We start from the raw sequence: 20,019 nt of genomic DNA, 5'->3' as shown, positions 1-20,019 counted from the left end.
AATGCCCACACTTATCGACTGTTAATTGTTAAAGAACTGTATTCGGTACTGCTTTCGCGCTATCGACAAAGCGTTGTGTTTGTCAGCTGCGAAGAAGGAAGAGTATGAAGCGTTTGCAGCATTTCGTCAACCTTCTTTTTCTTACTATCCAGCCCCGGAAGGCCGTCCCTTTTGTGCCGCAAACCAGTGCGTCTCATCGGGGAGGCGAATCATATCAAAGACCGTCGAAGTTTGGCAAGCGCTTTTCCAGGAAAGCGTGCATGCCTTCTTTTTGCGCCGGCGTACCGAAGGCGGCCTGGAACAAACGGCGCTCGTAGGCGACACCATCGGTCAAGGTCGTTTCAAAGGCGCGGTTCACGCAATCCTTGATCATCATGGCAACCGAAGTCGGCATGGCGGCGATGGTCTTGGCGGCGGCAAGGGTTTCTTCCAGCAATTTATCTGCCGGCACCACGCGCGACACGAGGCCGATGCGTTCCGCCTCGGCGGCATCGATGGTGCGCGCCGTCAGCAGCAAGTCCATGGCCTTGGCCTTGCCGATGGCACGCGGCAAACGCTGCGTACCGCCCGCGCCTGGCGTGACGCCAACCTTGATTTCCGGCTGGCCGAACTTGGCGCTGTCGGCGGCGATCAGGAAATCGCACATCATGGCCAGTTCGCAGCCACCACCGAGCGCATAGCCGGCCACGGCGCCCACCACCGGTTTGCGCACGCGCAAGATATGCTCCCAGTTGCGGCTGATGTAGCCCTGCGTATAGGTATCGGGATAGGTATAGTCGGCCATGGCCGCGATGTCGGCGCCGGCGGCAAATGCTTTTTCGCTGCCCGTGAGCACGATGCAGCCGATACTCTCGTCGGCGTCGAACTTCAGCAAGGCGTCGCCCAGCTCATTCATCATGTTCTCGTTCAAGGCGTTCAGGGCCTTGGGGCGGTTCAGGCGGATGACCGCCACTTTGTCCTGGATATCGATGATCAGGTCTTCGTATTGCATAGTGTCTCCTCTCGATGAACGGTGCAACGATTGTAGCGGCTAAAGGCAGCGGCGCGGCAGGTGCGCTGCTATTATTGTGAGCCCGATCTTTTTTATCGAGCAGCATATTTTCTCTTCCCTCTTCCAGTATTGCGCCCACTATCTGCGTGGCGACGGCAGCGCCGCCAGCGTCAATTTCCGCCGCCTGTGGTTCAGCAATGGCCTCAATTGCTTCGGCGCCCAGATTACCTCGCTGGCCCTGCCCCTGTGCGCGGTGCTCTTGCTGCATGCGACGCCGGAACAGATGGGCGTGCTGGTTGCGCTGCAGGCGCTGCCGTTCGCCCTGTTCGGCTTGCCCGTCGGCGTGCTGCTGGACCGGCGCAGCAAGCACCCGATCATGCTGTTCAGCGAAAGCATGTCGGGCCTGGCCCTGGCCAGCGTCGCCGTGGCTTACTGGTGCGGCGTGCTGTCGATGCCATGGTTATATATAGTGGGCTTCATCATCGGCACGGGCTTCGTCGTCGGTGGCGGAGCCGAACAGGTGTTTCTGACTTTCCTCGTGGGCCGCGATGGCTTGATCGATGCGCAGTCGAAATTTGCCGCCACCGAATCGGCTTCGCGCCTGATCGGTCCCGGCCTGGCCGGCGTGCTGGTGCAAGTGCTGTCGGCGCCAGTCGCCATCCTGTGCACGGCCTGCGGCTATCTGGTTTCCGTTTTCAATCTGCGCGCCATGAGCGTGCGCGATCCGCGTCCCGCACCGTCCGACAAGCACGCCTTGCGCGACATCGCCGACGGCTTGCTGTTCGTCTGGAGCGAACCGCTGCTGCGCGCGCTGGCCTGGGGCGCCGGCATCTGGCACTTCCTGTTTTACGCCAGCATGGCCTTGACGGTGCTGTTTGCCACGCGCGACCTGGGCATGAGCCCTGGCGTGCTGGGCATGACGCAGATGCTCGGCGGCGCCGGCGTCCTGCTCAGCGCCTTCATCGTCAAGCCATTGACGCAGCGCTATGGCGCCGGCCGCACCATCCTGATCGGCCTGGCATCGACCTCGCTCTGTTTTGCCCTGACGCCCACGATACCCGCCGCGCTGTTCGGCAGCGCGGCGGCCAGCGCCGTGGCGTATGCCATCTTGATGTTCTTTTTCGATTGCGGCGTGATGCTGTTCTTTATTCCCTACCTGGGCTTGCGCCAGAAAGTCACACCCGACCCCATGCTGGGCCGCATGACGTCGACCATGCGCTTCCTGACGGTGGCGACGGCGCCGCTGGGTGCGCTGGCCGCCGGCTGGATAGCGGAACATTTTGGCGTGCGCAATGGCCTGGCCTGCATCGCGGCCGGCAGCATCGTGTTGACGGTGGCCATGGTGTGGGGCACGCCGCTGCGTAGCGTGCGCACCTGAAGTGGTGAACGGGAATACACTGGCAAAAGATTGCCTTGGCGACACTATTCACGCCAAAGCCCGTGAGGTTTGATTTACATCAAGGTTTTAATTGATGTAAATCCATAAGCTGTCTTACATCACTTGAGGAGCACGCTATGTTTAACACCATCTTATTTCCCACCGACGGCTCGCCGCTGTCCGACAAAGCCGCCGAGACCGCCCTCGCCTTCGCCCAACTGAACAAGGCCAAGCTGGTCGCCATCAGCGTGGTGCAACCATTCCCGTTCTCGCCGATGGCGGACGGCGGCATCGTGCTCGACGCCAGCCTGTATGAACAGCAGATGCAGGAAGCGTCGCAACGCGCCATCGACAAGATCGGCGCAGCGGCAGGCGCCGCCGGCGTGCCTTTCGAAGGCGTGGTGGCCGTGTCGCCGAGCCCGCACGATGAAATCGTCAACGCGGCGCAAACCTACCATTGCGACATCATCCTGATGGCTTCGCACGGCCGCAAGGGTTTGAACAAGCTGTTCGTGGGCAGCGAAACGCAAAAAGTGCTGGCCCACACCCACCTGCCAGTGATGGTCTTGCGCTAAGCTACACCACGAACTGCCCGGCGACGCTTTCCCTAGCGCGCCGGCGCCTGCTTCGGCAACAACACCCACACGGCGCCGCTCTGCTTCATGCGGCCCGCATTCTCGGCCGCTTCCGCGCCAAAGCCAAAGAAATAATCGACACGGATCGGCCCGCGAATGGCGCCGCCCGTATCCTGCGCCATCACCAGCCGCTGCATGGGAATCTCGCTATTGGCTTGCGTGGTGGACAGGAACACGGGTGCGCCCAGCGGCAAAAAGCGCGAATCAATGGCCACCGAACGCTGCGGCGTCAGCGGCACGCCCAGCGCGCCCTTCGGCCCCACTTTCGGGTCGAGCAAGCGCTCTTCCTTGAAGAAGACATAGCTGGGATTGGCGTTGAACAATTCATCCTTGCGCGTGGGATGGCCGGCGATCCACGCCTTGATGCCCTGCGCGGAGGCCTGGCTCAAGGTCAGCTCGCCCTTGTCGACCAGGTAGCGGCCGATCGATTTATACGGATGGCCATTCTGGTCCGCGTACGCCACGCGCACGGTTTCCTGCGTATCGGTCAGCTGCACGCGGCCGGAGCCCTGCACCTGCAGGAAGAAGGCCTCGACTTCATCATCCACCCACAGCAATTCCTTGCCCGTGACGGACGTGGCGCGCTCGATGTCGGCGCGGGTCGCATACGGTATCACTTTCTTGCCGACCAGCTTGCCCCGCAAGCGCATGTTCTTCAATTCCGGATACACGCCGGACAAATCCACCGAGACGAGGTCGTCGGGCACCTTGTACAGCGGTGTCTGGTATGGGCCGCCCCGCTTGCGCGCCCCGTGCAGCAGCGGCTCGTAGTAGCCGGTCACCAAGCCGGTACTGGCGCCATCGGCGGTGATGACTTGATTCGGCACAAAGAACGTCTCGAAGAACAGGCGGATGGCCTTGTCGCTGTCGGCATTCACCTGGCGCGCGATGGTGCACGATTCCTTCCAGTCCGGACGTTTCACAAGCACGCCGCACGACGCCATGAAGGCGGGCCAGGCGGCGCGCATGTCGTCGCGGGCCCAGCCAGGCAAGGCGGAAAATTTGGCGGGCACGAAGGTGGGTGCCGCCACATCCGCGGCGTCCTTGGCGTCGGCCGGCTTGGCCGGAACCGGCCTGACGACGGTCGGCGCGATGGGCGGCGCCTTGCCGCTGGCAGCGGGCGGCGCGGGCGGCGTGGTACAGGCGGACAACGCAAGCGCGACGGCGCCGATTGAAACGGGTAGACTACCGCGTGTCAACAGACGGCGGGTAAATACTAAGCTGCGGGTAAATAACATAGGGGTGCGTATGTGGATCTTGATGATAGAGGCGCTGGTGGCGTTCTTCTTGCTGGCATTTATAGTCTGGTGGACCATGTATTCGGGTAAAAAACCCGCACCGCCGGCGCGCAAGCAACTCAGCGAAGAACAGGACAGCACTGAAAAACTGAAGTAAGGGGGCGCAAGCCCCCGGCGTTGCGTCAATGCAGGGTGCGCGGCACCGACAGCACGAACTCGGGAATCGGCGCTTCAAACTGATGGCCATCTTCAGCCACGCAGAAATACTCGCCGTGCATCGAGCCTTGCGGCGTGCCCAGCATGGTGCCGCTCGTGTATTCGAACTGTTCGCCCGGCTGCAGCAGCGGCTGGTGGCCGACGGCGCCCAGGCCGCGCACCTCTTCCACCTTGTTGTTCGCATCCGTGATGACCCAGTGGCGCGAAATCAGTTGCGCGCCAGCCGTGCCCGTGTTGACGACGCGGATCGTGTAGCTGAACACGTGCCGCCCCTGGTCCGGTGCCGATTGCTCGGGCAGGTATTGCGTCTTGACCGTTACCGTAAATTCATAAGTCGCCATCGTCATTCCTATTCAGACATTGCAGTCATTATGGCGGCGCGTGTGCCGCATTGGCCACGGCGCGCCGCGTATTCTGTGTTTCATCGTGCTTCAATGAGGCATGGCAGCGGCGTCAAGCGTAAAATAGCGCATCTTCGCATTTTCTATCCTTTGGCTACTCCACCATGACTACATTCCGTATCGCTCCCAGCATCCTGTCCGCCGACTTTGCCCGCCTGGGCGAGGAAGTGCGCAACGTCGTTACCGCCGGCGCCGACATCATCCACTTCGACGTGATGGATAACCATTATGTGCCGAACCTGACCATCGGCCCGCTGGTGTGCGAAGCGATCCGCCCGCACGTGCAAGTGCCCATCGACGTGCACCTGATGGTCAAGCCTGTCGATCGCATTATCCCGGATTTCGCCAAGGCTGGCGCGAACATCATCACCTTTCACCCGGAAGCGTCGGATCACGTCGACCGCTCCTTGCAGCTGATCCGCGACAATGGCTGCAAATCGGGCCTGGTATTCAACCCCGGCACGCCGCTGCACTACCTGGAACACGTGATGGACAAGATCGACATCATCCTGATCATGTCCGTCAACCCGGGCTTCGGCGGCCAGTCCTTCATTCCGCAAGCGTTGAAAAAAATCGCCGAAGCGCGCCGCATGATCGACGAGTCGGGCCGCGACATCATGCTGGAAGTCGATGGCGGCATCAAGATCGACAACATCGCCGCCGCCGCTGCTGCCGGCGCCGATACCTTTGTCGCCGGCTCGGCCATCTTCGGCAAGCCCGACTACAAAGCCGTCATCGACGCCATGCGCGCCGAACTGGCAGCCATCAAGGGCGCCTGATGCAAGCGGGCACGGTGAAAGACCACGTACTGGCCGGCGTGCGCGCCGCCATCATCGACCTCGATGGCACGATGCTCGACACCGTGCCCGATTTTCATGTCGCCATCAATGGCATGCGCGCCGAGCTGGACCTGGCGCCCATCAGCGCCGATGCCATCAAGCTGATGGTCGGCAAGGGCTCGGAAAACCTGATCCGCACCGTGCTGGCGCTCGACTTCGATGCGGCCGGCGTGGAACAGCGTTTCGAGCAGGCGATGGACGGCTACCAGCGCCACTACCTGGCCATCAACGGCCAGTTCAGCACCCTGTACCCGGATGTGGAAGCGGGGCTGGCGGCGATGAAGGCGGGAGGCCTGCGCCTGGCATGCGTCACCAACAAGCCGATCGCCTTCGCCCTGCCCCTGCTGAAACTGAAAAATCTCGACCAGTATTTCGAGATCGTCTACGGCGGCGATTCGCTGCCGAGGAAGAAACCGGACCCGCTGCCGCTGCTGCAAGTGTGCGCGGACTTCGACCTGGCGCCCGCCAAAGTGGTGGCCATCGGCGACTCCTCGAACGACGCGCAAGCGGCCAGGGCTGCGGCTTGTCCCGTACTGACGGTACCCTATGGCTACAATCACGGACACTCTATACACGATACCGATTCCGATGGTATAGTAAAGACACTGCTCGAAGCAGCCCGTTTTATTAGCATGCAAAACTAACCGGCATACTGACCAAACCCACCACCATATCGTGAACACGTTTCTCATCAAAAAACACAATGTCACCCAAACCGGCTCGATTGAGGCCTGGCTTTGGCGACGCTGGCAATCCTGGCAGGCTTAAGGGCCGAGCCGTTACGATTGCTGCCGGCTGCACCCGTATAGTTTGCGCATATTGCGCCTGTTGCGTGCCCCGGCAAGTTTTTTGATAACCCACCGCAGGGTTTGTGCACTATGCACATGCATACCCTGACGGCATGGAGAGAAACATGACCGAACTCGAATTCAAATCGCTGTCCCAGCAAGGCTACAACCGCATCCCCCTGATCGCAGAAGCGTTCGCCGACCTGGAAACCCCGCTCACCCTGTACCTGAAACTGGCACAGTCCCAACAAGGCGGCAAGAACACCTTCCTGCTCGAATCCGTCGTCGGCGGCGAACGCTTCGGCCGCTATTCCTTCATCGGCTTGCCCGCCACGACCGTGTTGCGCAGCCATGGCAAGCGCACCGAGATCGTCAAGAACGGCGTCGTGATCGAAGAGCACGAAGGCAATCCGCTCGACTTCATCGAACAGTACCAGTCGCGCTTCAAGGTGGCCCTGCGCCCCGGCATGCCGCGCTTCTGCGGCGGCCTGGCCGGCTACTTCGGCTACGACACCGTGCGCCACATCGAGAAAAAACTGGCCGGCGGCGCGCCGAAAGATGACTTGAAGCTGCCCGACATCCAACTGATGGTGACGGAAGAACTGGCCGTCATCGACAACCTGTCCGGCAAGCTCTACCTGATCGTCTACGCCGATACGACGCAGCCCGAATCGTTTTCGAAAGCGCAGCAGCGCCTGAAGGATTTGCGCATGATGCTGCGCCGCGGTGTCGATGCGCCCGTCACCAGCGCTTCCGTGCGCACGGAAACCATCCGCGACTTTTCCAAGGAAGACTACCTGAAGGCCGTCGCCAAGGCGCATGAATACGTGATGGCGGGCGACCTGATGCAGGTGCAGATCGGCCAGCGCATCCGTAAACCCTATGTCGATTCGCCACTGACTTTGTACCGCGCCTTGCGTTCGCTCAACCCTTCGCCGTATATGTACTTCTATAATTTCGGCGACATGCAAATCATCGGCGCCTCGCCCGAGATCCTGGTGCGCAACGAGAAGACGGCGGACGGCGGCAAGAAAGTCACCTTGCGTCCCATCGCCGGCACCCGTCCGCGCGGCGCCACGCCCGAGCGCGACGCCGAACTGTCGGCCGAGCTGCTGGCCGACCCGAAAGAGATCGCAGAGCACGTGATGCTGATCGACCTGGCGCGCAACGATATCGGCCGCATCGCCGAGACAGGCAGCGTGCACGTCACCGACCGCATGGTCATCGAAAAATACTCGCACGTGCAGCACATCGTCTCGAACGTGGAAGGCACCCTCAAGAAGGGCCTGTCGAACCTGGACGTGCTGCGCGCGACCTTCCCCGCCGGCACCCTGACGGGCGCGCCGAAAGTGCGCGCCATGGAAGTGATCGACGAACTGGAAATCACCAAGCGCGGCATCTACGGCGGCGCCTGCGGCTACCTGTCGTTTGGCGGCGAAATGGATGTGGCCATCGCCATCCGCACGGGCGTGGTCAAGGACGGCATGCTGTACGTGCAGGCCGCGGCCGGCATCGTGGCCGACTCCATCCCCGAAATGGAATGGCAGGAAACGGAAAACAAGGCGCGCGCCGTGCTGCGCGCCGCCGAACAAGTGCAAGATGGCCTGGATGGAGGGTTTTAAGATGCTGCTCATGATCGACAACTACGACTCCTTCACCTACAACATCGTGCAGTATTTTGGCGAACTGGGCGAAGACGTGCGGGTCTACCGCAACGATGAAATCACGATCGAACAGATCGAGGCGCTGAACCCGGACCGCATCTGCATCTCGCCCGGCCCGAAAGCGCCGGCGCAGGCTGGCATTTCGGTGGCAGTGCTCAAGCACTTTGCCGACAAGAAACCGATACTGGGCGTGTGCCTGGGGCACCAGGCCATCGGCGAAGCGTTTGGCGGCAAGGTCATCCGCGCCAAGCAAGTCATGCATGGCAAGACTTCCCTCATCGCGCATACGGGCGTGGGCGTTTTCAAAGGCTTGCCCAGCCCCTTCACAGTGATCCGCTACCACTCTTTGGCGATTGAACGCGCCTCGCTGCCTTCCTGCCTGGAAGTGACGGCGTGGACGGACGACGGCGAAATCATGGGCGTGCGCCACCGGGAATACGATATCGAGGGCGTGCAGTTCCACCCCGAATCGATCCTCTCGGAGCACGGCCACGCCCTGCTGAAGAATTTCCTCGAGCGCTGATCCCATGCGCACGCCACGGCGTGCCATCAGTGTCCTCCTGCGCCATCATTGAAGAAGGAAGCATCATGCCGATCACACCACAAGAAGCCCTGCTGCGCTGCATCGAACACCGCGAGATCTTTCACGACGAAATGCTGTACCTGTTCCGCCAGATCATGTCCGGCGAAATGTCGCCCACCATGATCGCGGCCCTCACCATGGGCCTGCGCGTGAAAAAGGAAACCATCGGCGAAATCGCCGCCGCCGCGCAAGTGATGCGCGAGTTTTCCACCAAGGTGCCCATGGCCGACACCACCAACCTGCTCGACATCGTCGGCACGGGCGGCGACGGCGCGCACACTTTCAACATTTCCACCGCCTCGATGTTCGTGGCGGCCGCCGCCGGCGCGCGCGTGGCCAAGCATGGCGGGCGCAGCGTGTCGTCCTCGTCCGGAAGCGCCGACGTGCTCGATTCCTTGGGTGTCAACATCAACCTGCAGCCCGAGCAGATCGCCCAGTCGATCGCGCAAACGGGCATCGGCTTCATGTACGCGCCGAACCACCATGCGGCCATGAAGCATGCGGCGCCCGTGCGCAAGGAGCTGGGGGTGCGCACGATTTTCAATATCCTCGGGCCGCTGACCAACCCGGCCGGCGCGCCGAACATCTTGATGGGCGTGTTCCACGCCGACCTGGTCGGCATCCAGGTGCGCGTGCTGCAGCGCCTGGGAGCGCAGCATGCGATCGTCGTGTATGGCCGCGACAATATGGATGAAGTGTCGCTCGGCGCCTCTACCCTCGTCGGTGAACTGGTCAACGGCGAAATCCGCGAATATGAAATCCATCCGGAAGACTTCGGCATGTCGATGATCGCCAGCCGCAACCTGAAGGTGGCCGATTCCACCGAATCGAAAGCGAAGATGATGGAAGCGCTGCGCGGCGAGCCTGGTGCCGCTGCCGACATCGTCGCCCTGAACGCGGGCACGGCGCTGTATGCAGCCGGCGTGGCCAGCTCGATCGAAGACGGCCTGGCGCGTGCGCGCACCGCCGTCAGCTCGGGTGCGGCCTTGGCGAAACTCGACCAATTCGTGCAGGTCACGCAGCAGCTGGGCACCCCGGCGCAAGCGTAAGCCCTCCGCCCTCCTTTATAGAATAGCGACCATCATGTCCGACATACTCGATAAAATCCTGGCCGTAAAAGCCGATGAAGTGGCCAAGGCCAAAGCCCGCCGCAGCCTGGCCAGCCTGCGCGGCGACGTGGAAAGCGACAGCGAACTGCGCGCCGGCCTGCGCGGCTTTGAAGCAAGCCTGCGCCAGCACATCGCCGCCGGCAAGCCCGGCATCATCGCCGAAGTGAAAAAGGCATCGCCGTCGAAAGGCGTGATCCGCGCCGACTTCCGCCCTGCCGACATCGCCGCCAGCTATGCCCAGCACGGCGCGGCCTGCCTGTCCGTGCTGACCGACGAGCAGTTCTTCCAGGGCTCCGTGGAGTATCTGCAGCAGGCGCGCGCCGCCTGCGCCATTCCCGTACTGCGCAAGGATTTCATGGTCGACATGTACCAGATCTATGAAGCACGCGCCATGGGCGCCGACTGCATCCTCCTGATCGTCGCGGCGCTCGACCATGGCCTGATGGCGGAGATGGAAGCGTGCGCCCACGAACTGGGCATGGGCGTGCTGATCGAAAGCCACGACGGCGAAGAACTGACGGCGGCGCTCAAGCTCAAGAGCGCGCTGATCGGCATCAACAACCGCAACCTGCGCACGTTCGAAACGTCACTGGACACGACCATCAATCTCTTGCCGCGCATCCCGCAAGACAAATTGATCATCACGGAATCGGGCATCCACAGCACGGCCGACGTGCAACGCATGCGCGATGCGCACATCCACAGTTTCCTCGTGGGTGAAGCGTTCATGCGCGCGCCCGACCCCGGCGTGGAGCTGGAACGCCTGTTCAGTTAAACCATGGTAGGCTGGCAGCCATGAGACACGCGATCACCGTCCTTGCCGCCGCCAGCCTGCTGGCAGCCTGCCAAAGTACGCCGCCGCCAGCGGCGAACATGCCCACGTCCACGCCCTCTCGCACGCCGGCCGCGATAAAGCTGGCCGCCAGCATCGACGCCTACAAATCGCTGGTGGCGCAGCAGATCATGGCGGCCAACGCTGAATACACGTTCAGCGGGCGCCTGCCGCCCATGCTGCCGGCCATCGTCGTGCTCGACCTGAGCGTGGGCCCTGACGGCGAACTGAAAAACGTACACGTGCACCGTTCGCGCAACAGCGAAGCATCGGCCGCCGCGCTGGCCGCCGTGCGGCGTGTGCAAAACGCGTTTCCACCGGCCGGGCACCTGATGCGCCGCCACGCCCGGACCTTCGATTTTTCCGAAACCTTCCTGTTCAACGACCAGTACCGCTTCCAGCTGCGGACATTGTCCGGCCCTCAGTAAGCGCGCAAGCATCGAGTTCGATGCGGTCGCGTCCCCGCTCCTTGGCCAGGTACAGGGCCGCATCGGCGCGCGACAGCAGCTGTTCCAGCCCTTCCACCACCGATGCCTGGCAAGCGACGCCGATGCTGACCGTACACGGTGGCAGCCCCGCATGACTGGGCTCGTGCAGCAAGGCGCGGATGCGTTCGGCCACGCCCAGCGCGTTATGCGCCGGCATGTCCGGCATCAGCACGACGAACTCCTCGCCGCCGAAACGCGCCACGCAATCCGATTCGCGCAAGGCGCTGCCGATGACGGCGGCCACGTGCGCCAGCACCTGGTCGCCCACCGCGTGACCGTAGCGGTCATTGATCAATTTGAAGTAATCGAGGTCGATGCTGAGCAGTGTCAGAGGCAAACGGCGGCGGCGCAGATTGCCTGTCTCGCGCGCATAGGCGTCGCCAAAACCGCGCCGGTTCAGCACCTGCGTCAGCGGATCGTGGGTCGAGCGGCGCTCCAGTATCTGCTGCAGGCGGCGCGTGGCCACCGTCATGAAGCCCACCGTCAGCAGCAGCGCCATGAAATTGGCGACCGCCAGATAGATGCCGGCCGGCGTGCCGGCCACCATCAGGTTCACGCTGGCGCCGCCATGCAGCAAGGCCGACACGCCGCGCGCCAGTACCACGACGGCTTGCATCAGCATCAGCGCGCCAAAGAAAAAACTGGAAAAGTGGCGCTCGCCATGGCGCCACACCAGCTGCACCTGGCGCGCGTAAAACAGGAAGACCAGCAGGGAAAAGACCGCCACGCGCACCGAGAAATCGGGGCGCGCCAGCAGCCACCAGCTATTGCCGGCGACGGCCAGGGCAAGTATCAACAGATAGGCGCGGCGGCTGGGCGCCAGGCCGAAGAATTTCTCCGTGCCCAGCATCGACAGGCCGATGCCGGCCACCAGCGCCGCATTGGCAGCGATCATGGACAATGCCGGCGGCAGCACCTCGCGGGTGCCGAACAGCAGGGACGCGCACACCAGCAACAGCAGACCGGCCGCCCAATGCCCGAGGCCCTGCACCTCGCGCCGGAAGCTGCGATACACCGAGAACATGACGATGCTCATCGCCCCGCACATCAGGGTCGTCATCAGCATGATGGTTCGGGGATCGAGGGTTTGCACGTTGGGCGCGATCTAAAAGAGGCAGTTCGGCAATTTTAGTTTAGTTAAAGAAAAATTAGTTCATTTGCAGTAAATATGATGGCAAGAGGCCAAGGCGGCCGGCGGATACGCTGCATTGAGAAATTGCAGCCTGAAATAGAAAACCGGCCAGTGACGGCCGGTTCTCTGTCTTACCGCATGACGAACAGCTTATACAGCGCTAGGACGCTTCGGTCCCGTGGCTTTCTTTGGCGCCGGCAGCAGGGCCAGGTTGACGCCCGGCACGCTGTCGCCCTGCAGCACGGCCGCGAACGTCATCAGCTCATCGCGGCGGAAGGCGTGGACCGCCACCTTGGCGCCGACGGCGTAACGGCCCAGCAAGGTATCCAGGTTGGTGCCCGTCACGCGCAAGCCATCGATGGCCACCAGCACGTCGCCCGCCGACAGGCCGGCTGCGTGGGCGGCGCCGCCCTGGTGCACCTGCGCCAGTTTGGCGTCGTTGCCGTCGCGGCCAAGGTTGACGTCCAGGCTGGCTTTTTCCGCCTTGCGCGCGTCGCTGTATTTCACGCCGAACGGCGCCAGCAGGCGCGCCAGCGGCACGTCGTCCGTGCCGCGGATGTAGCGCTCGAAGAACGATTTCATGCGCGTGCCGGAGACTTCATCGAACAGGGCTTCGACTTCGGCCGGCGTCACGCCGCGCGCTTTACCCTTGTAGAAATCGCGGCCATAGCGCTGCCACAGCGCCTGCATCACGTCGTCCAGCGATTTCTCGCCATTTGTCTTGCTGCGGATCGTCAGGTCGAAGGCCAGCGCGATCAGCGAACCCTTGGTGTAGTAGCTGACGATGGCGTTCGGCGCGTTTTCATCCTGGCGGTAGTACTTGCCCCAAGCGTCGAAGCTGGAATCGGCCACGCTTTGCTTGGTGCGGCCGCTGCCGCGCAAGACGCTGTTGACGGTTTTCCCGAGCAGCTTGAAATAGGCCGCTTCATCGATCAGGCCCGCGCGCACCAGCATGAGGTCATCGTAATAGCTGGTGAAGCCCTCGAACAGCCACAACAGCGGCGAGTAGCTTTCCGCCTGCAGGTTGTACGGCGCAAAGGCGGCCGGCTTGATGCGCTTGACGTTCCAGGTGTGGAAATACTCGTGGCTGCACAAGCCCAGGAATTTCAGGTAGCCATCGCCGATCTCGGTGCTATTCGACGCTGTCGTCGGCAGGTCGGCGCGCGCGCAGATCAGCGCCGTCGAGGCGCGGTGTTCGAGCCCGCCGTAACCGTCGCCGACGGCCATGGTCATGAACACATAGCGGTCCATCGGCGCTTTTTTGGTTTTCGGCTCGAAGAAGGCGATCTGCGTTTCGCAGATAGCTTTCAGGTCGCGGCACAGACGGTCCAGGTCCAGGTTCGGCACCTTGCCCGTGACGACGATATCGTGCGGCACACCATGCGCGGTAAAGGTGGCCAGCGCGAAGTCGCCCATCTCCACCGGGTGGTCGATCAGCTCATCGTAGTTGGCGGCCTGGTAGCTGCCGAAGCCATAGCGCTTCGCTTTCAGCTCCGGCAGGGTGGTGGCCACTTTCCAGGTCTTGCAGGCCGCATCCTTCGGCTGCACGATGTGCACTTCATGGGCGTCGGATTCCTGGCCCAGCACGCGCAGGAACACGCTGGTGCCGTTGAAGAAGCCGTGATTCTGGTCCAGGTGAGCGGCGCGCACGGACAGATCCCATGCATACACGTCGTATTCGACCGTCAACGGGCCCTTGCACGGCGCGGCTTGCCACGAGTGCTTGTCCAGTTTGGTCAGCGCCACGGCCTTGCCCTCGGACTCGGCGCGGATGCTGACGATGTTGCGCGAAAATTCGCGGATCATGTAGCTGCCCGGAATCCAGGCCGGCAAGGCCAGGACCTGGCCGATGGCGGCCGGCGACTTGACGGTCAACGTCACCTTGAACATGTGGCCGGCCAGGTCCGCTGCGGCGATGCTGTAGATGATGCCGGCGGCCGGTGCGGCTTTTGCCTTGGTTTTCGCAACGGCTTTGCTTGTGGCATTGCCGGAGGCTTTTGCGGTGATTTTTTTAATCGGTGCTTTCTTCATGTTTTCCTCGTGTCTGGCATGGATATTCTACAATCGCCCGGGCGCGCCATGCACCGGCGACAAATCGTCAGGTGTATCAATATCGCGCAAGATGCCGCCGTCGTCCACTGTCACTTCGCACACGGCATGGCTGTTGACGATGCTGCGCGCGCCCTGGTCGCCATCGAGCGCCAGCAGCAGCGGCAAGTGATAGGCGCCAAACGCGACAGGATTGCCGCGCCGTCCCTCGTACACGGGCACGGCGATGCGCGCGCCATCGCCGATGGCTTGCGACAAGGCGGCGATTGTAGCCGCTTCCACGAAAGGCATGTCGCCCAGGGCGATCAGCCAGCCCGGCGCGCCGCGCACATAATCGATGGCGCAGGTGAGCGAGGCGGCCATGCCCGTGTCGGCATCATGGCAGACGCGCACTTCGCAACCGAGCGCGCCGAGCACGCGCGCCACCTGCGTATCGTCTGCGCGCACCACGGCCAGAACGCGCGGCAAGGCCGCCAGCATGGCTTTTGCTGCCGCCGCGACCACCGGCAATCCCGCATGCGGGCCTTCGGCCAGCGGCTGCAATAATTTGTTCTGTACGCCGGAAGGGTCGAACCTGCGCCCCCTTCCGGCTGCCAGCAAGATGCCGACCGTACTCAAAAAACCGCTGCCGTCATGCGGCCGCCAGGTCGAACGGCAGCTTGCGCAGGCGCTTGCCCGTCAGGGCGAACAGCGCATTGGCGAATGCAGGCGCCAATGGCGGCACGCCCGGCTCACCCATGCCCGTTGGCGCGTCGCCCGATGGCACCAGGTGCACCTCGATCACGGGCATGTCGGGCATGCGCGGCACCGGGTAATCGCCGAAGTTCTGCTGCTCCACCACGCCCTCCTTGAGCGTGATGGCCGCGCCGGGGATGGTCATGCCCAGCGCCATCAGCGCGGCGCCCTGCACTTGCGCCTCGATCGTCAAGGGGTTGACGGCCAGGTTGCAATGCACGCCCGCCCATACCTGGTGCAGCTTGGGCGCGCCTTCCACCACCGAAGCCGTCACCACGTAGGCGACGACGGAATTGAACGACTCGTGCATGGCCACGCCCCAGGCTTGTCCCTTCGGCAGCTTCTTCTTGCCATAGCCGGACTTGGCCACGGCCAGATCCAGCGCGACGATGTGGCGCGTATGCTTGGCATCGATCAGCTGCTTGCGGTAGGCGACGGGGTCCATCTTCGCCACGTGCGCCGCCTCGTCGATCAGGGTTTCCATGACGAAGGCCGTGTGCGTCGAGCCGACGGAGCGCCACCACAGCACGGGCACGTTCGCCTTGGCCGTGTGCACGGACAGCTTCATCGGCAGGGTGTACGGCTCGCCCATGCCTTCGACCATGGTGCCGTCGACGCCATTTTTCACCATGAAGGCTTCGAACGGCGTGCCGGCCATGATGGACTGGCCCACGATGGTGTGGTCCCAGGCGAGGATCTTGCCCTTGGCGTCGAGGCCGATCTGCGCGCGGTGCACGTGCGACGGCCGGTAGTAGCCGCCCTTGATGTCGTCCTCGCGGCTCCACATCAGCTTTAACGGACCGCTCTTGCCTGCCGCGCGGTACGCCTTGGCGACGTTGACGGCTTCGACCACGTAGTCGGACGAGGGCACGGCGCGTCGGCCAAAGCCGCCACCGGCCATCATCGTGTGCAGGGTCACCTGCTCCGGTTTCAGGCCGGAAGTCGCGGCAATCGCCGCCTGGTCGCCCGTCTGGAATTGCGAACCGACCCACATCGTGCATTTGTCCGCTTGCAGATCGACGACGCAGTTGAGCGGCTCCATCGGCGCGTGCGCCAGGTAGGGGAATTCGTAGACGGCTTCGATCTTTTTCGGCGCCTTGGCCAGCTTGCCCATGTCGGCAGGCTTGGCGATGGTGCCCGGCGTTTTCGCCAGCGCCTTGAAGGCGGCCAGCTGCCTGTCGCTGCTGACCTTTTCCACGGCGCTCGTATCCCATTCGATCGCCAGCGCGTCGCGCCCCTGCTTGGCAGGCCAGTAACCGTCGGCGATGACGGCCACGCCGCTGCCGCCACGGTCCGTCTTCACTTCCAGCACCTCGAGCACGCCCTTGATGGCTTTCGCCTTGCTGGCGTCAAATTTCGCCACCTTGGCGCCAAACACGGGCGGGCGCGCCACCATGGCCACTTTCGCGCCTGGCGGCTTGAAGTCGATGCCGAACTGCTGCTTGCCCGTCGACTTGGCGGACGCGTCGAGGCGTTTCACGGGTTTGCCGATGATGGAAAATTCGCGCGGGTCCTTCAGCTTCACGGTGGTAGGCACGGGTTGGCGCATGGCCGCGTCGGCAAACTCGCCATACGTCGCCTTTTGTCCGCCGGGGCCATACAGCACGCCCTTGGCGACGCGTACCTGGTCGGGATTGACTTTCCACTGCGCGGCAGCGGCGCCCACCAGCATGGCGCGTGCCTTGGCGCCGATTTCGCGGTACTGCGTAAACGAGTGGGCGATGCTGCCCGAGCCGCCCGTCATCTGCATGCCGTAAGCGGCATCCTTGTACTGCTCGCCGGCGGGCGCCAGCGCGCCGTGCACCAGGCTCCAGTCGGCGTCGAGTTCCTCGGCGATCAGCATGGGCAAGCTCGTTTGCACGCCCTGGCCAAATTCCAGCCGGTTCACCTGCACCGTCACCGTGTTATCGGGAGCGATGTGCAAAAAGGCGTTCGGCGCATACACGGGCTTGGCGGGTGCGGCATCGGCCGCCTGCGCCAGCTTGCCTGCGCCCGGCAGGAAAAAGCCCAGCATCAAGCCGCCGCCGGCCACAGCGCCGGCTTTCATGAAACCGCGCCGCGACACGCCATCGGCCGCGCCAACCACAGCCACCGGCGCCGATGCCAACGCCGCGCCCAGGGTCACCCCGCCATGCTGCAATGCTTCCTGATTCAACCATTCGATACGCATGCCGTTCTCCTCAGGCCAGGGTCTTGGCCGCGTCCTTGATGGCCGCGCGGATCCGTTGATAGGTGCCGCAGCGGCAGATATTGCCGCTCATGGCGCCGTCGATGTCGGCATCGCTGGGCGCCTTGTTGGTGCGCAGCAGCGCCGTCGCGCTCATCACCTGGCCGCTCTGACAGTAGCCGCATTGCGGCACGTCGTGGCGTACCCATGCCGCCTGCACGGCCTTGCCCACCTGGTCGTTTTCCATCGCTTCGATGGTGGTGATCTTTTGCGCGCCCACCGAGGAAATCGGCGTGATACACGAGCGGATCGGCTGGCCGTCGAGGTGCACCGTGCAGGCGCCGCACAGGGCCGCGCCGCAGCCGAACTTGGTGCCCGTCATGTTCAGGTTATCGCGCAGCGCCCACAGGATGGGCGTGGAAGGATCGGCGTCGACTTGCGTGTCGCGTCCGTTGATATTCAAGGTAATCATCTGCTGCTTCCCCTTTTTGGATTGTTATGGCGTCTACGAACAACACTTGATGATACGACAGCGGAAAAAAACGCAAAAAAAAGCGCGCCTTGCGAGGGCGCGCCGTCCAGCCTTCCTGGCGACAGCCCGGATTACTTAATGGTCGAGAATTTCTGTTCCAGCGTTTTCGCATCGACCGCGCCCGGAATGCGGCTGCCGTCGGCGAAGAAGATGGCTGGCGTGCCCGAGACGCGCAGCTGCTGGCCCAGGGCCAGGATTTTTTCATGCGGGTTGGCGCAATTGGCGGCGACCGTGGCTGGCGCCTTGCCGTTCAACATCCAGTCATCCCAGGCCTTGTTGCGGTCCGGCGCGCACCACACATTGCGCGACTTGACGATCGAATCGGGCGACAGGATGTTGTACATGAAGGTGTAGACGGTGACGTTGTCGATTTCCTTCAAAGCGTTCTGGCGGAAGCGCTTGCAATAGCCGCAGTTCGGATCTTCGAACACGGCGATCACGCGCTTGCCATTGCCCTTGACGGTTTTCATGGCCGAATCGAGCGGCAGGTCGGAGAACTTGATGCGGTTGACTTCGTCCAGGCGCACCTTGGTGAGATCCTGCGACGTCTTGGCGTCGAAGACGTGGCCGACGAACAGGTATTGCGCGCTCTTGTCCGTGTACAGGATGTCGCCGCCCGTGCGCACTTCGTACAGGCCGCCGTACGGCGTTTCCTTGACCGAATCAACCTTGGCGCCTTCGCCCAGGCGCGGCTCGATCAGCTTTTTGATGTTCGCTTCCGTCGGCGTTTCGGCGCCAGCGCACGACATCATCAGGCCCGAGGCCATCAGCAAGGCGATTTTGCTCATGCTTCTGTTCATTGTTATCACTATCACTTCTCCACTTGAAACGCCCGGCGAAACTGGCAGGGGGCCCGGCGCCATTATCTCTTTAATAAAACGAGCGCCGCAGACCAGCTGCGGCGACCTTGAATTTTCACTGCTGCCATTATCCGGCGATATCTTAAGATACGCTGATATTTACTGATGCCCCAAGGCGTGCGAAATCATTTTCCGCTTCAGCGCAGGTAATTTATCCAGCAAGTTTAATCCCAAATTGCGAACCACGCGCAACGGTTCCAGATCGGCGCCAAATAATCGCGCCAGGCCATCGGTGGCCAGCTGCATCAGCAGCACGTCTTCCTTGCGCGCGCGCGCATAGCGGGCCAGCACGCGTTCGTCGCCGATGCCGCGGTGCGCTTCGCGTTCAGCGATCGTCTTGACCAGCTGCGCCACGTCGGCAAAGCCCAGATTCATGCCGTGGCCGGCCATCGGGTGCACCACGTGGGCGGCGTCGCCCACCAGGGCCACGCGCGGCGCAACCATGGCGTGCGGGCGCATCAGGGTCAGGGGGAACGCGCGCACCAGCTCCGGCTGCAAAGGAGTGAGTTTACCCAGCTTGTCCTGGCAGTATGCGGACAAGCGCGCGGCCAGGGCGTCGGCCGGTTCGGCCATCAAGGTCTCGGCCAGCGCATCGGGCGCCGACCAGACGAGAGAGACGCGCTCGCCCGGCAGCGGCAGCAGCGCGACGATGCCTTCGCTGCCCGTAAACCACTGGTGGGCCGCGTCATGGTGCGGCTTTTCGCAGGCGAAGTTGCTGACCACGCCGCGCTGGCCATACGAGCGATAATCGAGGCCGATGTCGCACTGTCCCCGCACCCACGACTGGGCGCCGTCCGCGCCCACCACCAGCGCGCAGGTGATGGTGTCGCCGCCATCGAGGTGCACGATGGCCGAGTCGTTCGTCCATTCCAGACGGCTGGCGCGGCCCTGCAGCACGCTGACGTTGGGCGCGAATTTCAGGGCGGCGTCCAGCGCCTGGCCCAGGTTGCGGTCTTCGATGATCCACGCCAGGCTGCCCACATGGGCGCCGTAGGCGTCGAAACCGAGTCCGCCCGCCTGCGCGCCGTCGCCGTTGACCAGCATGGCGTCGACGGGCGCCACCCTGTCGGCCTCTAAAGCGCCCCACACCTTCAGCGACGACAGCAAGTCGTGCGCCGTGTGATTGAGCGCATACACGCGCACGTCCCAGCTGGCTTCGAGCGGCTTGGCGGCCGAAGGGGATGCGGTCACCGGCGGACTCGCCGGAGATAACAGGGTGACGCTTTGTCCTGCCTGGGCAAACGCCAGCGCCGTGGTTTTCGCGATGGCGCCGTTGCCGACGATGCAAACGTCGCTGTGGCTGTGCATGAAGCGCCGCATGGTAGGGGGAGTGGGACTGTTCATGCGGCCATTATAGCGTTTGCCCCACCTGTTTCAGATAG

20 protein-coding genes are annotated in these 20,019 nt (G+C 63.0%); 10 read left to right on the top strand and 10 right to left on the bottom strand.

Annotated elements, in window-relative coordinates:
* Positions 1–214 precede the first annotated feature (214 nt).
* Positions 215–991: an enoyl-CoA hydratase gene (locus KO538_RS23245; RefSeq protein WP_219329776.1), complete on the bottom strand. Its 777-nt coding sequence runs from the start codon at positions 989–991 to the stop codon at positions 215–217.
* Positions 992–1,067: 76 nt separating this feature from the next.
* Here KO538_RS23245 and KO538_RS23240 point away from each other — a divergent pair, with 76 nt between their 5' ends.
* Positions 1,068–2,369, top strand: a complete 1,302-nt coding sequence (locus tag KO538_RS23240) for an MFS transporter (protein ID WP_374106878.1) — start codon at positions 1,068–1,070, stop codon at positions 2,367–2,369.
* Positions 2,370–2,506: 137 nt separating this feature from the next.
* Positions 2,507–2,944, top strand: coding sequence for a universal stress protein (locus KO538_RS23235; protein ID WP_070305541.1), 438 nt, complete (start codon positions 2,507–2,509; stop codon positions 2,942–2,944).
* A 32-nt stretch (positions 2,945–2,976) separates the two neighbouring features.
* Here KO538_RS23235 and KO538_RS23230 read toward each other — a convergent pair whose 3' ends face one another.
* Entirely contained in the window at positions 2,977–4,155 is a 1,179-nt protein-coding gene (locus tag KO538_RS23230; RefSeq protein ID WP_257620524.1) for a murein transglycosylase A, read from the bottom strand.
* A 109-nt stretch (positions 4,156–4,264) separates the two neighbouring features.
* Between KO538_RS23230 and KO538_RS29510 the strand changes: the two genes are divergently transcribed.
* Positions 4,265–4,399, top strand: coding sequence for a hypothetical protein (locus tag KO538_RS29510; protein WP_257620533.1), 135 nt, complete (start codon positions 4,265–4,267; stop codon positions 4,397–4,399).
* Positions 4,400–4,424: 25 nt separating this feature from the next.
* On the opposite strand, the gene apaG is transcribed toward KO538_RS29510, so the two are convergent.
* On the bottom strand, positions 4,425–4,799 hold the full coding sequence (gene apaG / locus KO538_RS23225; protein ID WP_034753698.1) for a Co2+/Mg2+ efflux protein ApaG: 375 nt from the start codon (positions 4,797–4,799) through the stop codon (positions 4,425–4,427).
* A gap of 164 nt (positions 4,800–4,963) precedes the next feature.
* Here apaG and rpe point away from each other — a divergent pair, with 164 nt between their 5' ends.
* The 7 genes from rpe to KO538_RS23190 all read left to right on the top strand — a co-directional run bounded on the left by rpe (position 4,964) and on the right by KO538_RS23190 (position 11,102).
* Entirely contained in the window at positions 4,964–5,638 is a 675-nt protein-coding gene (rpe, locus tag KO538_RS23220) for a ribulose-phosphate 3-epimerase (protein WP_219329775.1), read from the top strand.
* Complete coding sequence (locus KO538_RS23215; protein WP_219329774.1) at positions 5,638–6,342, top strand: phosphoglycolate phosphatase; 705 nt, start codon at positions 5,638–5,640, stop codon at positions 6,340–6,342. The genes rpe and KO538_RS23215 overlap by 1 nt, the downstream gene beginning before the upstream one ends.
* A gap of 269 nt (positions 6,343–6,611) precedes the next feature.
* Complete coding sequence (gene trpE / locus KO538_RS23210) at positions 6,612–8,108, top strand: anthranilate synthase component I (protein ID WP_219329773.1); 1,497 nt, start codon at positions 6,612–6,614, stop codon at positions 8,106–8,108.
* 1 nt (position 8,109) lies between these two features.
* Entirely contained in the window at positions 8,110–8,673 is a 564-nt protein-coding gene (locus KO538_RS23205; RefSeq protein WP_219329772.1) for an aminodeoxychorismate/anthranilate synthase component II, read from the top strand.
* A gap of 65 nt (positions 8,674–8,738) precedes the next feature.
* Positions 8,739–9,782: an anthranilate phosphoribosyltransferase gene (gene trpD / locus KO538_RS23200; RefSeq protein WP_034753540.1), complete on the top strand. Its 1,044-nt coding sequence runs from the start codon at positions 8,739–8,741 to the stop codon at positions 9,780–9,782.
* A gap of 34 nt (positions 9,783–9,816) precedes the next feature.
* A complete protein-coding gene (gene trpC, locus KO538_RS23195) occupies positions 9,817–10,617 on the top strand; it encodes an indole-3-glycerol phosphate synthase TrpC (RefSeq protein ID WP_219329771.1) in 801 nt (266 codons plus the stop codon).
* Positions 10,618–10,637: 20 nt separating this feature from the next.
* The gene (locus KO538_RS23190) at positions 10,638–11,102 is read left to right on the top strand and encodes a hypothetical protein (RefSeq protein ID WP_072457167.1); all 465 of its coding nucleotides are present in this window, start codon (positions 10,638–10,640) and stop codon (positions 11,100–11,102) included.
* Here the strand turns inward: KO538_RS23190 and KO538_RS23185 are convergent.
* The 7 genes from KO538_RS23185 to KO538_RS23155 form a co-directional block, all read right to left on the bottom strand.
* Positions 11,053–12,255: a GGDEF domain-containing protein gene (locus KO538_RS23185; protein WP_254798673.1), complete on the bottom strand. Its 1,203-nt coding sequence runs from the start codon at positions 12,253–12,255 to the stop codon at positions 11,053–11,055. The two genes, KO538_RS23190 and KO538_RS23185, sit on opposite strands and share 50 nt — an antisense overlap.
* 189 nt (positions 12,256–12,444) lie before the next feature.
* Positions 12,445–14,325, bottom strand: coding sequence for a M61 family metallopeptidase (locus KO538_RS23180; protein ID WP_257620522.1), 1,881 nt, complete (start codon positions 14,323–14,325; stop codon positions 12,445–12,447).
* A 27-nt stretch (positions 14,326–14,352) separates the two neighbouring features.
* On the bottom strand, positions 14,353–14,961 hold the full coding sequence (locus KO538_RS23175) for an NTP transferase domain-containing protein (RefSeq protein WP_070305518.1): 609 nt from the start codon (positions 14,959–14,961) through the stop codon (positions 14,353–14,355).
* 13 nt (positions 14,962–14,974) lie between these two features.
* On the bottom strand, positions 14,975–17,248 hold the full coding sequence (locus KO538_RS23170) for a xanthine dehydrogenase family protein molybdopterin-binding subunit (protein ID WP_219329770.1): 2,274 nt from the start codon (positions 17,246–17,248) through the stop codon (positions 14,975–14,977).
* Positions 17,249–17,258: 10 nt separating this feature from the next.
* Positions 17,259–17,717: a (2Fe-2S)-binding protein gene (locus tag KO538_RS23165; protein ID WP_034753534.1), complete on the bottom strand. Its 459-nt coding sequence runs from the start codon at positions 17,715–17,717 to the stop codon at positions 17,259–17,261.
* Between the two features lie 131 nt (positions 17,718–17,848).
* Positions 17,849–18,565, bottom strand: coding sequence for a DsbC family protein (locus KO538_RS23160; protein ID WP_235194254.1), 717 nt, complete (start codon positions 18,563–18,565; stop codon positions 17,849–17,851).
* Positions 18,566–18,736: 171 nt separating this feature from the next.
* Positions 18,737–19,981 carry a UbiH/UbiF family hydroxylase gene (locus tag KO538_RS23155; protein ID WP_257620521.1) on the bottom strand — a complete coding sequence of 415 codons (1,245 nt, stop codon included), beginning with the start codon at positions 19,979–19,981 and terminating at the stop codon, positions 18,737–18,739.
* Between the last annotated feature and the right edge of the window lie 38 nt (positions 19,982–20,019).

It is taken from the genome of Janthinobacterium sp. NKUCC08_JDC (genome assembly GCF_019345575.1).
Lineage (GTDB): Bacteria > Pseudomonadota > Gammaproteobacteria > Burkholderiales > Burkholderiaceae_D > Janthinobacterium > Janthinobacterium aestuarii.
Note: the sequence above shows the minus strand (reverse complement) of the source record. Positions and strands in the feature narration are given on the sequence as shown.

Excerpts from the sequence above, each read along its gene's own strand:
- KO538_RS23245 (WP_219329776.1), bottom strand. The coding sequence starts at position 991 with ATGCAATACGAAGACCTGATCATCGATATCCAGGACAAAGTGGCGGTC.
- KO538_RS23235 (WP_070305541.1), top strand. The coding sequence starts at position 2,507 with ATGTTTAACACCATCTTATTTCCCACCGACGGCTCGCCGCTGTCCGAC.
- KO538_RS29510 (WP_257620533.1), top strand. The coding sequence starts at position 4,265 with ATGATAGAGGCGCTGGTGGCGTTCTTCTTGCTGGCATTTATAGTCTGG.
- apaG (WP_034753698.1), bottom strand. The coding sequence starts at position 4,799 with ATGGCGACTTATGAATTTACGGTAACGGTCAAGACGCAATACCTGCCC.
- rpe (WP_219329775.1), top strand. The coding sequence starts at position 4,964 with ATGACTACATTCCGTATCGCTCCCAGCATCCTGTCCGCCGACTTTGCC.
- KO538_RS23215 (WP_219329774.1), top strand. The coding sequence starts at position 5,638 with ATGCAAGCGGGCACGGTGAAAGACCACGTACTGGCCGGCGTGCGCGCC.
- trpE (WP_219329773.1), top strand. The coding sequence starts at position 6,612 with ATGACCGAACTCGAATTCAAATCGCTGTCCCAGCAAGGCTACAACCGC.
- KO538_RS23205 (WP_219329772.1), top strand. The coding sequence starts at position 8,110 with ATGCTGCTCATGATCGACAACTACGACTCCTTCACCTACAACATCGTG.
- trpD (WP_034753540.1), top strand. The coding sequence starts at position 8,739 with ATGCCGATCACACCACAAGAAGCCCTGCTGCGCTGCATCGAACACCGC.
- trpC (WP_219329771.1), top strand. The coding sequence starts at position 9,817 with ATGTCCGACATACTCGATAAAATCCTGGCCGTAAAAGCCGATGAAGTG.
- KO538_RS23190 (WP_072457167.1), top strand. The coding sequence starts at position 10,638 with ATGAGACACGCGATCACCGTCCTTGCCGCCGCCAGCCTGCTGGCAGCC.
- KO538_RS23180 (WP_257620522.1), bottom strand. The coding sequence starts at position 14,325 with ATGAAGAAAGCACCGATTAAAAAAATCACCGCAAAAGCCTCCGGCAAT.
- KO538_RS23170 (WP_219329770.1), bottom strand. The coding sequence starts at position 17,248 with ATGCGTATCGAATGGTTGAATCAGGAAGCATTGCAGCATGGCGGGGTG.
- KO538_RS23165 (WP_034753534.1), bottom strand. The coding sequence starts at position 17,717 with ATGATTACCTTGAATATCAACGGACGCGACACGCAAGTCGACGCCGAT.
- KO538_RS23160 (WP_235194254.1), bottom strand. The coding sequence starts at position 18,565 with ATGAGCAAAATCGCCTTGCTGATGGCCTCGGGCCTGATGATGTCGTGC.
- KO538_RS23155 (WP_257620521.1), bottom strand. The coding sequence starts at position 19,981 with ATGAACAGTCCCACTCCCCCTACCATGCGGCGCTTCATGCACAGCCAC.